9 protein-coding genes are annotated in these 12,992 nt (G+C 73.7%); 1 reads left to right on the forward strand and 8 read right to left on the reverse strand.

Annotated features, from left to right (window positions below):
• The first annotated feature begins 142 nt into the window (after positions 1 to 142).
• On the forward strand, positions 143 to 508 hold the full coding sequence (locus AC0OO9_RS02975) for an STAS domain-containing protein (protein ID WP_484515363.1): 366 nt from the start codon (positions 143 to 145) through the stop codon (positions 506 to 508).
• On the opposite strand, the gene AC0OO9_RS02980 is transcribed toward AC0OO9_RS02975, so the two are convergent.
• The 8 genes from AC0OO9_RS02980 to AC0OO9_RS03015 all read right to left on the reverse strand — a co-directional run bounded on the left by AC0OO9_RS02980 (position 509) and on the right by AC0OO9_RS03015 (position 12,957).
• Entirely contained in the window at positions 509 to 1,768 is a 1,260-nt protein-coding gene (locus tag AC0OO9_RS02980) for a PP2C family protein-serine/threonine phosphatase (RefSeq protein WP_484515364.1), read from the reverse strand.
• A 62-nt stretch (positions 1,769 to 1,830) separates the two neighbouring features.
• Positions 1,831 to 2,298 (reverse strand): SRPBCC family protein, encoded by a 468-nt coding sequence (locus tag AC0OO9_RS02985; protein ID WP_484515366.1) that lies wholly within the window; start codon positions 2,296 to 2,298, stop codon positions 1,831 to 1,833.
• Positions 2,299 to 2,364: 66 nt separating this feature from the next.
• Positions 2,365 to 3,570 (reverse strand): hypothetical protein, encoded by a 1,206-nt coding sequence (locus AC0OO9_RS02990; protein WP_484515368.1) that lies wholly within the window; start codon positions 3,568 to 3,570, stop codon positions 2,365 to 2,367.
• A gap of 134 nt (positions 3,571 to 3,704) precedes the next feature.
• Positions 3,705 to 5,981, reverse strand: a complete 2,277-nt coding sequence (gene katG, locus AC0OO9_RS02995) for a catalase/peroxidase HPI (protein WP_484515370.1) — start codon at positions 5,979 to 5,981, stop codon at positions 3,705 to 3,707.
• A gap of 23 nt (positions 5,982 to 6,004) precedes the next feature.
• On the reverse strand, positions 6,005 to 6,433 hold the full coding sequence (locus tag AC0OO9_RS03000) for a Fur family transcriptional regulator (protein ID WP_132240588.1): 429 nt from the start codon (positions 6,431 to 6,433) through the stop codon (positions 6,005 to 6,007).
• Between the two features lie 108 nt (positions 6,434 to 6,541).
• Positions 6,542 to 9,481 carry an ATP-binding protein gene (locus tag AC0OO9_RS03005; RefSeq protein ID WP_484515372.1) on the reverse strand — a complete coding sequence of 980 codons (2,940 nt, stop codon included), beginning with the start codon at positions 9,479 to 9,481 and terminating at the stop codon, positions 6,542 to 6,544.
• Positions 9,482 to 9,579: 98 nt separating this feature from the next.
• Positions 9,580 to 9,786 carry a hypothetical protein gene (locus tag AC0OO9_RS03010; RefSeq protein ID WP_484515374.1) on the reverse strand — a complete coding sequence of 69 codons (207 nt, stop codon included), beginning with the start codon at positions 9,784 to 9,786 and terminating at the stop codon, positions 9,580 to 9,582.
• A 9-nt stretch (positions 9,787 to 9,795) separates the two neighbouring features.
• Positions 9,796 to 12,957 (reverse strand): type 2 lanthipeptide synthetase LanM family protein, encoded by a 3,162-nt coding sequence (locus tag AC0OO9_RS03015; RefSeq protein ID WP_484515376.1) that lies wholly within the window; start codon positions 12,955 to 12,957, stop codon positions 9,796 to 9,798.
• Between the last annotated feature and the right edge of the window lie 35 nt (positions 12,958 to 12,992).

Below are 12,992 nucleotides of genomic sequence, written 5' to 3' on the forward strand. Positions count from 1 at the left end.
AGACGCTTCCGTGGTGATCAGCACTACCCGGAGTCGCCGTGGTGAAACGGCCGGGCGGGTCGGCGCGACGTACGCCGGCCGGCGGCGGTCCGCACCCCGACAGCATAGGGTGAGCGGGGATCATCGGCGTGGGGAGGCTGTTGTGGCACTGCTGTTGTCGGTCCGGCCGGGCCGGGGTTGCACCGTGCTCGAGGTGCGCGGCGAGCTGGACCTGGCGACGTCCCCGCAGTTGCGTGAGGGCCTGCAACAGCTCGTCGACGCCGGTGACCGCCAGGTGGTGGTGGATCTGGCCGAGGTGGGATTCATGGACTCCAGCGGGCTGGGCGCGCTGGTGGTGGTGTTCAAGGCGTTGCGTGACGCCGGCGGTCGGCTCTGCCTCGCCGCGGTGCAGCCCGCCGTGCGCAGCGTCCTGACGGTCACGTCGGTGGACCGCGTGATCGACATCTACGACAGCGTGCAGGCGGCCGAGGCCGACCTGCCGTCCGGGCACGACGCGACGGGCCGGTAGTCAGTCGGGCAGCGCGCCGCTGGCACGTGCCTGGTCGGCGCCGGCGCGGGAGCTCCGGTCCTCGCTGTGCCCGCCGTGCCAGTCGAGGAGGAACAGCGTGGCATCGTCGGCCAGGGTCGGCCCGCTGACCTCGAGCACGGCATCGGCCAACGCCCGGGCGGCCTCGCGCGGGTGCAGACCGGCGATCAACCGCAACTGCGCCGGAAGGTCCAGGCTGGCGGCGTTGCGCTCCCGCATCCCGTCGGTGACCACCACCAGCCGGTCGCCCGGCCGCAGCGTGATCTCGCCGGCGCCGTAACCGGCTTCGGCGAACATGCCCAGGGGGAAGTTGGCCGGTAGCGACAGCGCCCGGGTGTCCCCGTCGCGGACCAGCAGCGGCGGCACGTGCCCGGCGTTGAGCAGCGCGCACACCCCCGTGCGCAGGTCCAGACGGCCGAGGATTGCCGTGACGTAACTGCCGGGCACGGCGCTGTGTGCGGCCACGTCGGCGTTCGCGGCGTCGGCCTGCTCCACCAGACCAGCCCCGCGGCGGCGGCTGTTGCGCAGGCTGCCCACGCCCAGGGTGGCCGTCAGCGCGCTGGCCACCCCGTGGCCCATCGCGTCGGTGACACTGAAGTGCAGCACGTCGCGGGCGAGGCTGTAGTCGAAGGTGTCCCCGCCGATGCTGGCGGCGGGTTCGAGCCAGCCGGACAGGGTGAACGCGCTGGCCTCACACGTGAACGAGGCGGGCAGCAGGCGGCGCTGGATCTCCCCGGAGAGGGTGAACGGGGTCGTCCGTTGCCCCCACTCGAACAGGTCGGTGTACCGCCGGTTGGCGATCACCACGAACGCCAACACGTGCGCCGTGCGGGCGATCTCCTCCAGCGTCCGCGCGTCGGGCTCGGCCGGCAGGACCATCTCGAGCAGGCCCATCGCCTCGCCGCGCTCGGTCACCGGCGCCAACACCGTCCACCCGTCGCGCTGCGCGAGGATCTGCACCGCCTGGGTGCGCAGCGCCTGCTCGGCGGGGCCGCCGTCGAACGGCACCACCGCGGCGGCCTCCTCGCCGTCCCGGCGTCCCGCACCGGCGCCGTCGAGCGGCACGTGGGTCAACCGGACCAGCGCCCGGCCGCTGAGGTCCGCGATGAGGAACGCGATGCTACGTGCCCCCAGCGCCGCGCCGAGTTCCCGCGTGACGGCCTCCACCGCCTCGACCGGCGAGGCGTTCTCCGCCGCATCCAACAACATCTGCACCACTGTCCGCCCTCGACCGCTCTCCACTGTCGGAGCCTACCGACCCGGCCGGCGAGCGCCGAGCACGGCGATCCTCCCCCGCGACGGCCTCAACCAGCCGCTTCGACGTACGACGCCAGATTGGCCAGCGAGGAGGCGATCCCGGCCTCGTGGTCGGCCTGCCCGATACCGCGTGGCACGTCCGTGGCGGTGACGGTCACCTCGGTCCCCGCACCGGTGGCAGCGAGGTGCCAGGTCATCGTCATGGTGCCCGCGTACGCCGGGTCGTCGGCCTCGAACACCGCCCGCTGCACCACGCGTTCGGGTGGCACCAGGGCGGTAAACCCGACGTCGACGACATCCGTCGCGTCCGACGTCTTGCCGGGGCTGTCGCCGGCGTCGAGGTAGGTCAGGACCATCCGGAACCCGCCTCCGGGCCGGGGATCCCACCGCTCGATCCGGCCGCGCATGCCGTCGGGCGGCAGCCACGCCTCGAGCGCCTCCCGGTCGAGCAGGGCGCCGTAGACGGTCGCCGGTGGTGCCGCGATCACCCGGCTGGCGCGGTCGGTCCGTCCCATGACCCGATCCTAGGACCGGGCCCGCGACATGCCCATCCTCGTCGACCGCCCCGGGGGCGGTGTGGGTCAGCTCAGGCGGGAACCGGTAAGCGTCGGGTTGCGGGCACCGAGGAAGAAGATGCCGGGGTAGCCGCGCGTCTCGAAGCCGTTGCTCGGGTTGCGGCGCAGGGTGGAGTTCTCGATCCGCATGGTGCCGGTGCGGTCGTTGCTGACGAAGAAGACGGCCCCGCCGCCCTCGTTCGCCTCGTTGCCCTCGATGACGGTGCCGGCGATCCGGACGGTGAACCCGTTGCCGTCGCAGTAGATCGCCCCGCCGCTGCCGCCGCCCGGTGTGCCGGGCCTGGCCGGGTTGGCCCCGGTGCCGACCGCCCGGTTGTCGCGCAGGACGCTGTTCAGCACCGCCCAGGTGACACCGATGCTGCTCAGCGCGCCGCCGTTGGCGCAGAGGCCGCCCTCGAACGTGCTGCCCACCACGTACACGGGCTTGTTCTCGTGCTGGCTGAGTACCCGGATGGCCGCGCCGCCCAGGTCGGGGCCGGTCCGGTCGCAGCGGTTGCGGACGAAGCGCGAGTTGACCACCTTGAACCGGCCGCCCCGGACGAAGATCGCCCCACCGCCGCCGCCCTCGGTGCGCTCGCCGGTGGAGTTGCCGTCGGCGAAGGTCAGGTTCTGCACGGTGAGCTGGGGGTGGTCCTGGTTCTGGCAGTGCGAGGTGGTCCAGCCCTGCGCGCTGTCGCAGGTGTTCATGTAGAGGATCCGCCGCTGCCCCTGGCCGCTGAGGGTGACCCTGCCGCCGCCGTCCAGCACCACCCTGGGCCCGTTGGCGTTGCGGACCTTGGCGGTGGCCGTCATCCTGATCGTCACCGGTTGCGGCCCGCAGTCGAACGTGATGACGCCGCCGGCCGCGACCGCCTTCACCACCGCGACCGAGGTGCAGCTGGCGGCGGTGCCGCTGCCGATCGTCCGGGTCGGCCTCGACGTGTCGACGGCGCGCGCCTCCGCCGGCACGGCCGCGCCGCCGTCCGGGTTGCCCGCCTTCAGCGCCGCCGCCCTCGTCGAGGGCCCCGGGCTGGCGCTCGCGGCGGGCCCGCCGAGTCCGGAACGGGCCGTCGGGGCGGCCCCGGGGCTGCTCGCCTCGGACCCACCGGCCGGCGGGGCCGCGGCTGTCGGGGCCGGCGACGGGTCGCCGTCGGCGGCGGAGTTGCCGCAGGCGGGCAGGCCCGCCCCGGCGACGGACAGGACGAGCAGGGCGGCAAGGGACTTAACACGCACCCCGTGATGCTAGGGGCCGCCCGACCTCAGCCGTCGACGGGACAGGGACCAGCCCGCCCGGTCGCCGGACCGACGACGGACGAGCCCCGGTCGATCCACCAGCGATCGACCGGGGCTCGTCGTCCGGAGCCGGGTCAGGCGAGGTCGAACCGGTCGAGTTCCATGACCTTGGACCAGGCCGCGACGAAGTCGGTGACGAACTTGTCGCGCGCGTCCTGGCTGGCGTAGACCTCGGCGAGGGCCCGCAGCTGGGAGTTGGAGCCGAAGATGAGGTCGACCGCGGTGGCGGTCCACTTCACCTCGTCGCTGGCCAGGTCCCGGATCTCGTAGACGTGCTCGGCGGACTCCGACGCCTTCCACCGGGTGCCCGGGGAGAGCAGGTTGGTGAAGAAGTCGTTGGTGAGCACGCCGGGCCGGTCGGTGAGGACGCCGTGCCGCGCGCCGCCGACGTTGGCCCCGAGGGAGCGCAGGCCGCCGACGAGGACGGTCATCTCGGGCGCGGTCAGGTCGAGCATGTAGGCGCGGTCGAGGAGCAGCACCTCCGGCTGGGTCTTCTCGCCGGCACGCAGGTAGTTGCGGAACCCGTCGGCGCGCGGCTCGAGCACCCGGAAGGACTCGACGTCGGTCTGCTCCTGGGTGGCGTCGGTGCGGCCCGGCCGGAACGGCACGGTCACCTCGACGCCGGCGTCGCGCGCCGCCTTCTCGACGGCCGCCGAGCCGGCCAGCACGATCAGGTCCGCGAGCGAGATCTTCGCGCCGCCGGCGGAGTTGAACTCCTGCCGGATGCCTTCGAGGGCCTCCAGGACCGTCGCGAGCTGCTCGGGCTGGTTGACTTCCCAGCCACGCTGCGGCTCGAGACGGATCCGCGCGCCGTTGGCCCCGCCGCGCTTGTCGGTGGACCGGAAGCTGGCGGCCGACGCCCAGGCGGTGGAGACCAGCTGGGCGGTCGTCAGGCCGGACTGGAGGACCTTCGCCTTGAGTGCGGCGACGTCGGCGTCGCCCACGAGCTCGTGGTCGACGGCCGGCACCGGGTCCTGCCACAGCTGGGCTTCCGGGACCCACGGCCCGAGGAAGCGCTCGACCGGCCCCATGTCGCGGTGCAGCAGCTTGTACCAGGCCTTGGCGAACGCCAGTGCGAACTCGTCGGGGTTCTCCAGGAAACGGCGGGAGATCTTCTCGTACGCCGGGTCGACGCGCAGCGACAGGTCGGTCGTGAGCATCGTCGGCTTGTGCTTCTTCGACGGGTCGTGGGCGTCCGGGATGATCGCCTCGGCGTCCTTGGCGACCCACTGCTTCGCGCCGCCGGGGCTCGTGGTCAGCTCCCACTCGTAGCCGAAGAGGATCTCGAAGAACCGGTTGCTCCACTGCGTCGGCACGTCGGTCCACGTCACCTCCAGGCCGCTGGTGATCGTGTCACCGCCCTTGCCGCTGCCGTAGGTGCTCAGCCAGCCGAGGCCCTGCGCCTCCAGCGGGGCGCCCTCGGGCTCGGGGCCCACGTGGTCGTCGGCGATGCCGGCGCCGTGGGTCTTGCCGAAGGTGTGGCCGCCGGCGATGAGGGCGACGGTCTCCTCGTCGTTCATCGCCATCCGGGCGAAGGTCTCGCGGATGAAGTGCGCCGCGGCGAGCGGGTCCGCGTTGCCGTTCGGGCCCTCCGGGTTGACGTAGATCAGGCCCATCTCGGTCGCCCCGACCTCCGGCGCCATCTCCTTCTCGGAGACGTAGCGCTCGTCGCCGAGCCAGGTGTCCTCCGGGCCCCAGAAGATCTCCTCGGGCTCCCAGACGTCCTCCCGACCGAAGGCGAAGCCGAAGGTCTTGAAGCCCATCGACTCCAGCGCCACGTTGCCGGCGAGCACGAGCAGGTCGGCCCACGAGATCTTCTGGCCGTACTTCTGCTTCACCGGCCACAGCAGCCGGCGGGCCTTGTCGAGGTTGGCGTTGTCCGGCCAGCTGTTGAGCGGGGCGAACCGCTGGCCGCCGTCGCCGGCGCCGCCACGACCGTCGTGGATGCGGTAGGTGCCCGCGGCGTGCCAGCTCATCCGGATCATCAGGCCGCCGTAGTGGCCGAAGTCGGCCGGCCACCAGTCCTGCGAGGTGGTGAGGACCTTGACGATGTCCTGCTTGAGGGCCTCGACGTCGAGCTTGGCGAACTCCCTGGCGTAGCTGAAGTCCTCCCCCAGCGGGTTGCCCTTGGACGAGTGGGCGTGCAGCACCGAGAGGTCGAGCTGGTTGGGCCACCAGTCCCGGTTGGTGCGCGGACGGCCTCCGGTCTTCGGCGTCGGCGAGTCGATCGCCGGGTTCTCGCTCTCGCTGCCGTGCGCGGTCACGGAGTCGTGCGCGACCGGGCAACCGGCCGCCTCCTTCTTGTCCACGCCCTGCGCGCTGACGGGGCCATTGTCCTGGGTGTCGCTCATCTGCTTCCTTCCGGACCGGCGGTTCACTGAACGGTGCGTTCGGTCGCGCAGTCGGGGCAGGTGCCCCAGTAGACGACCTCCGCCTCGTCGACCACGAAGCCGCGGTCGTCGGAGGCGGTGAGACAGGGTGCATGGCCGACGGCGCACTCGACGTCGGCGATCGCGCCGCAGGAGCGGCACACGACATGGTGGTGGTTGTCGCCCACCCGGGACTCGTAGCGGGCGGTCGCCCCGGCGGGCTGGATGCGCCGCACCAGACCGGCGTCGGTGAGCGCGCGCAGCACGTCGTAGACCGCCTGGTGGGAGACCGTGGGCTGGTCCGCCCGCACCAGGGCGATCACCGTGTCGGTGTCGACGTGCGGGTGGTCGCGCAGCGCTCTGAGCACCGCCAACCGGGGCCGCGTCACGCGCAACGAGACCGCCCGCAGCTGGGTCTCGAAGTCGGGCGTCACGTGTCGAACATAGTCCAGTATTTTGGAACGGATCAAGTTTTTCCCGGGTTCAACCCGCGCACCTTCGACCGACGCGGTCCCGGCCGCCCGGCGGGCGGTCGAGGCCGTTCACCGCCGGCTCCCGGAGCGGCTGTCGGGGCCCAGCAGCTCGTCCACGTTGTCGCGCAGCGTCCTGCGGTTCGCGTGCCCGGTCTTGAGCAGCAGGCTGGCGACGTGCTTCTCGACCGTACGCGGCGAGAGGTGCAGCAGCGCGGCCAGGTCCTGGTTGTCGTGGCCCTTCGCGAGCAGCACGAGCACCTCGTGCTCGCGGACGGTCACCCCGACGGCGCGCAGCCGGGCCGGGATGCGGTCGTGACCGGAGCGCCGCTGCCCGAGCGTCGCGCCGGCCTGACGGAGCAGGCCCCGGCAGGCTCCGGCGATCACCGGCGCGTCGACGTTGTGGAAGTGGTCCTCCGCCGCCCTCAGCCAGGCGACGGGCTCGCCCCACCCGTCGGCGAGCGCGGCCTCGGCGACCAGACGCAACCCCAGGTGGTACGACATGCGGTACGGCGCCGCGGCCTCCAGGGCCAGCGCCACCTCCGTGGCGGCCCGCTCGCGCTGCCCCGCGCGCCCGTACACCACCGCCTTCGCCAGGTGCAGGAACTGCCGGTTCCAGCGCAGGGTCGCGCCCGGGGCCAGCGCCACCGCCTCCATGCCGGTGCGGTCCAGCGACCCGGCCAGCGCGTCGAGCAGCGGTCGCAGCCCGAAGCGGCCCGTCATGTAGTAGGTGTTCGGGTGGTCATCCTCCCACGCGCGGGCCAGGTCGAGGGCCCGGATCGCCGCCGGCCGGTCCTCCTCCAGCAGCGCGCAGACGGCTTCGCAGAAGCCGTAGGCGAGCGGGACGTGCCCGGACTCTCCCCCACCGACCGCCCGGAACTCCTCCAGCCGCTGCTCCATCAGTCGCCGTCGTCCCCGGTGGGCGGCGGAGGCCGCGGCCGTCACCAGCGCGAACTGCTGGTCGTCGATGTTACGCAGCCGGGCGGTCGCCGCGGCGCACCGGGCGGCGAGCTCGTCGCCCGTCGGGTAGTCGCCCTGCATCACGGCCCGGATCGCGTACACGCCCTCGATGCTCTGCCCGATCATGATGGCGCCGGACAGCTGCGCGGCCTGCTCCGCCTGGCGCAGCAGCGTCTGCTCGCCGGTGCGCATGCTCTGGTTGACCCCGAGCCGGAACAGCGCGTTGATGCGCCACAGGGGCAGGCGGTGTTCCTCGGCTATCGCCAGCATCCTGGTCAGGTAGGACTCCGCCTCGTCGAAGCTCCGGCTCCGGGCGATCATGGCCAGGAGTTGCAGCGCCTGGCACGCCGTCTCCGCCATCGGCACCCGTTCGGCCACCGCCAGGGCCTGGAGGACGAGTTGCTCGGCCTGCGTGGTCCGGCCGCAGCCGTCGCCGTCGCCGAAGATCAGGTGCGCCTCGACCACGTCCACCCGGGCCGCCGGCCCCGGCGGCGGGCTGCTGCCGAGGACCGCCCGGGCGATGCGCACCTGGGACGCGCCGTCGGACCACCGCCCGGTCGTGACCGCGACCCAGGCGAGCCGGGTCCGGATGCTGACGTGCTGCTCGACGCCGAGGGTCACGGCGTTCACCCAGGTCGCGTCGTCGACCAGGGCGAACGCCCGGTTCGCGTGGCCGGCTTCGGCCAGGGCGTTGAGCAGCGACTCGAGGATGCCGGCGCGCGCCTCGGGGTCGGGCGGGTCGGACATCAGCTGGTACGCGCGGTCGAGCAGGGTGACGGCCGACGTGGTGGCGCCGTCGCCGAGTGCCCGCCGGCCCGCCTCCGCGAACAGCAGGCCCGCGGCGTGGTTGTCCCCGGCGGTCTGCCGGAGTTCGGCCGCGAGCTGGCACCAGTGTCCGGGCAGCCCGGCGTACGCCGACTCCAGCGCGTCGGCGGCGCGTTTGGCCAGCGCGGACCGTTCGGCGGGGGTGAGCGTGGCCAGGATCGCGTCGGCGGTCAGCGCGTGGCGGAAGGAGTACCAGTCGGGCGTCGACCGGTCGGGCATGACGACCTCGACGTCCACGCCGGAACGCAGATGGCTCAGCATGGCCCGCTCGTCGAGACCGGTCGCCGCCCGCAGCGCGGCCACGGGGAAGCGCCGGCCCAGCACCGCGGCGGTGTGCAGCAGTGTCCGCGCCTGCGGATCGAGGCCGGCCAGCCGGCGGGTCACGCTGAGCGTGACGGTGTTCGGCAACGCGATGGCCGGGTCGTCGGTGAACCGCCAGCCGTCGCCGTCGCGGACCAGTGCGCGCGCGCCGATCATGCTGTTGAGCAGTTCCTCGGCGACGAACGGGTTGCCTTCGCTGTCGCGTGTCAGCCGGTCGGTCAGTTCGGCGGGCAGGGCGTCGGTGTTGAGGCAGGCGGCGGCGAGTTCGTGGACCTCCTGGTCCGCCAGGGGGTGGAGTTCGACGACGGTCGCGGAGCGACGCACGGCCGCGGCCCAGGCCAGCTCGGTCGCGGGGCCGCTGCCCGGCCGCATGGTGGCCACCAGCAGGATGGGCAGGTCGGCGAGGTTGTCGACCAGGTACTCCACGACGGCGTGGGTCTCGGCGTCGGCGTCGTGGATGTCCTCGAGGATGAGCACGCAGCCCCGGCCGCCGGCCACGGCGGTGACGAGCCGCAGGACCGCCTCGGCGAGTTCGACGATCGAGGCCACCCGTTCCGGCACCGCGGGGTCCCGCCACTCGGGGACGAGCCGGGCGAGGGCCGGGCGGTAGGGCGCCAGCTCGGTGTTGTCCGGCAGCCGGCCCGTACGCGACAGCGAGAAGATCGCCTCGGTCAGCGGGCGGAACGGGACGATGGGGCCGGTGGAGCTGCTACGGCCCCGTAGCAGCTCCATACCGGCCTCCGCCGCCGCGTGCGCGCAGTGTTCCGCGAGCCGGGTCTTGCCGATCCCCGCCTCGCCGATCAGGAAGACCGTGCCGCCGGACGAGGACCGCGTGGCCGTCAGTCGAGCGTTGACGGCGCGGATTTCGGCGTCACGTCCGATCACCACCGGCGAGGAGAAGCGCATGCCCGCAGGCTAACGTGAGCGGCACCCGCGTTACCGCGTCGAACACGGGTGCCCGCTGTCGATGAAACGACACGGGAGGGTGCCGCTCCCGGCCGGGCTCACTCCGACGAGTGACCGCCCGTGCCACCGGTGTCGATGATGGCCGCGATGGCGGGCGCGGCGATCATCAGGCCGGTCAGGATGCCCGACCGCCTCCCGACGTGCCACAGGAAGCTGAACTTGATGTCGCCCGCCGGGTGCGCCTCGGCCGGCTCGGGTTCCTCGGCCGCCCCCACCGGTCGAGGAACAGTCAGGTCGTTCCGCATATCTTCCCCCTATCTGGTTCTCGACACCGCGTCGGATGTCGTCGGCTCGGCATGCAGCAGCAGTGCCGAGGGCACTCGATCGGCGAAGCCGATACGGAGCAGTCCGTGGCCGATCCCGGCCAGGCCGTCCAGCAGGCCGGGGACGCTCACGCCGCCGGCGGCACCGCACCTCGGGCCGGCCTGGTCCAGCGCGGCGACCAGTTGTCCGGCCTGGTCGGAGCGGACGCTGGCGGCGGCCCGGCGACCGCGCGCGGCGGCGACCGACAGCATCTCCTGCCTGCCCAGCTCCCCGTGGCAGAGGCTGTGGTCGTCGACCAGCCCGGATCTCGACACGGCGGTCGCCGCGCGGTCCACGAAGGCGGCCAGCGCCGGGTCTGCCAGCAGCCGGCCCTGGTCGGCGATGGCGACCGCGATTCCGGGGACGCCGTGGCACCACGAGTGCGCCGACGGGTCCGGGACCGGGCCGGTGGCGGCACGGGCCAGCATCGCGCTGCCGGCCTCGGCGTACCGCTCGTCGCCTTCCGCCTGCGCGAACCGCAGCAGGGCCCAGCCGATCCCGGCCGTACCGGTGGCGAAGCCGGGCTGCGCGGGCAGCGCGGGGACGGCCGCCAGCAGCCGCTTGGCGCAGTCGCGGGCCGTCTCGGCGGCGAGCGGCAGGCCGGTCAGCTCGTTGACGGCGAGCATCGCGGCGAGGCAGCCGGCCAGCCCGTCGAGCACGCCCGGGTTGGGGTCCGTCGCGGCGGCGATCGCCGCGAGGCGTACCGCCGGCTCGACGGAGTCGCCGAGCGCGTCGTCCCGGAGCAGGTCGGCGAGCCGGGCCGCCGCGTAGGCGATCCCCCCGAGGCCGGTGAACCCGCCGCTGCCGACCGTGTTCGCCAGGTGCGGCCGGGTCTGCATCGCGGTGAGCAGCACGGGAAGTTGGCGCACCGCCCGGCGGGCGGCCTCGGCGTAGCGGTCGACGTCCGTGAGCCGGGCCAGTTCGGCGAGGAAGAGGGCGGTGCCCGGGTATCCGTTTCCCAGCCCCGCGCCCAGCGGCATGATCGTGCTGTGCCCGCCGTCCACCGGTTCGAGGCCGAGCCAGTTGGCGAACACACCGTCGTCGTAGGCGTCCGAGATGATCTTGTCAGCGATGCCGCAGGCGACCGTGAGCAGCCTGCCCGGGTCCGGTGCCGTGGCCTCCCACCGGACGGGGACCGGCTCCGCGCACTCGTGGCGTGCCCCGCCGAGCCGGCCGGCGAGCGCGGCCCGGACGATCCACTCCTGGTCGCGTTGGTCGACCGCGCCCATCGCGGCGATCCTGCGCAGCGCGGTCGTCAGCACCGGCTCGTCGAGCACGTCGACGAATCCGACGCCGTCGCCACCGGTCAGGTCGCGGGCGTCCGGGCGGCAGGTGAACAGGGGCACGTCGCCGTCCCAGAGCTGTTCGATCTCGCGGGACACCAGTCGGTTGCGCACCGGGTCGTCCACCGAGGCCGCCCAGAGCAGGTCGAAGATCTGGTCCCGGTCGAGCGCGTCGCGCAGCACGTCGGGATGGGTGGACTCGCTCAGCAGCACCGTGTAGGTCCGCGTCGACCGGGCGATGACCCGCAGCTCGTCGGCGGTGAACCGCCGGAGCAGGCCGTCCGGGCCGGTCAGGTCGCCGGCCCGCCGGGCGACGGCGCGGTACCCGGCGCGGAAGCCGGCGAGCAGCTCGCCCGTGTACCCGGCGGCGTCGGCGGGGACGCCGTCCAGCGTCGGGCGGTTCTCGGCCGCCCGCACGGGCGCGGCACCACGTACCAGGTGCATCGTGTCGGTGCCGGCCGCGGCCCACTCGACGACCTCCCGCAGCTGCTGCGCGCCGGGGTCGCCGCCCAGGCCGGAGATGTCCAGCAGGCCGCGTTCGCCGATGAGCGGCTGCGGCAGCAGGGCGGTGCGGTACACCGACGTCCGCAGCGCCCGGGCGGCGGGATCGGGCGCGGCGGTCGGCACGGGCAGGTCGGGGTGCAGCAGCGTCTCGACGTCGACGAGGACGGGCTGGTCGGCACACGCGATCAGGTTCTCGTGGTGGATGTCCGTCATGCCCAGCAGGTAGAGCAGCGCGAGCAGCACCCCCTGCCGGCGGTAGAACGCGCCCACCTGGGCGGCGTCGGAGCAGGCGGCACGGTCGACGACCTCGATCCACCCGTAGCCACCCCGGGCGAGCACGGTCAACCTGCGCAGCTCCAGCTCCGGCAGCAACCCGTTGAGCCAGTCCAGGACCTCGTTGAAGTGCACGTGGACGGCGACCGAGCGCGGCCGGTAGACCACCCGGACGCCGGAGGCGAAGCGCAGCAGCGCCACCGCCCGCCCGTGCCCGTGCGAGTCCCCCGCCACGTCGACCCCGACCAGCGGGCCCGGATCGCGGCCGTCGAACAACCGCCGGACGATCTCCGCCCGGTCCGCGACGAACCGGTCCAGCAGCTCGGCCGCCGCCTCGACGGCGTGCCGACAGGCGGCCGCCAGGATCCGCGCCAGCACGGGATAGTCCGTCATCACCCGCGTCAGCCGCTCGCGCTGGGCGAGGTCGGCCACGAAGGCGGCGAACCGGTGCTCGGGCGTGGGACCCACCAGCCGGCCGGCGGCGCGGGCGACGTTGAGTTCCAGGACGAAGGTACGCGACGCCATCGCGACCAGCCTGGCGCGCAGCGCGTCGGCGAACCCGGCGTACACGGCGGCGAGGTCCACCACCGGGGGTGTCCCGGGAGCCCGTACCCGCTGCCGCAGGTCGGCGCAGGCTGCCGCGACGAACGGCGCCAGCACGGTGGCGAACGCGTCGGACCACGGGGTGCCCGGGGTCGGCTCGGCGGCGCCGTCGGGGGCGAGGCCGAGCGCCCGCTCGGTGAACCCGGCCCAGCCCGGCGCCGCCGACCCGGCCACCAGCGCCGCCGGCGGTCGGTCGAGGAGAGCCAGGAACTGCCGCTCGTCGATCCTCAGGGCCGCCAGGCGGTGCGCGAACTGACCCGTCGTCCCCAGCTCGTACGCCGAACGCCAGTCCTGCAACCGCCGCACGGCGTGCTCGGACCCGGGGCCGGCGACGACGGACCCGCCGTCGTCGGCTGCCCGTACCCGTTCGGCCAGCGTGAGGCCGGGCGCCCACCAGGCGTCGCCCGCCCCGCCCACCGCCGCCGCATTTCGCGTCCCCGATCTCTCCACGCCGATATCGTGCCGGCGGCCCGCAGGGGGTCACA

The organism is Micromonospora sp. USAFONa4, from assembly GCF_057197825.1.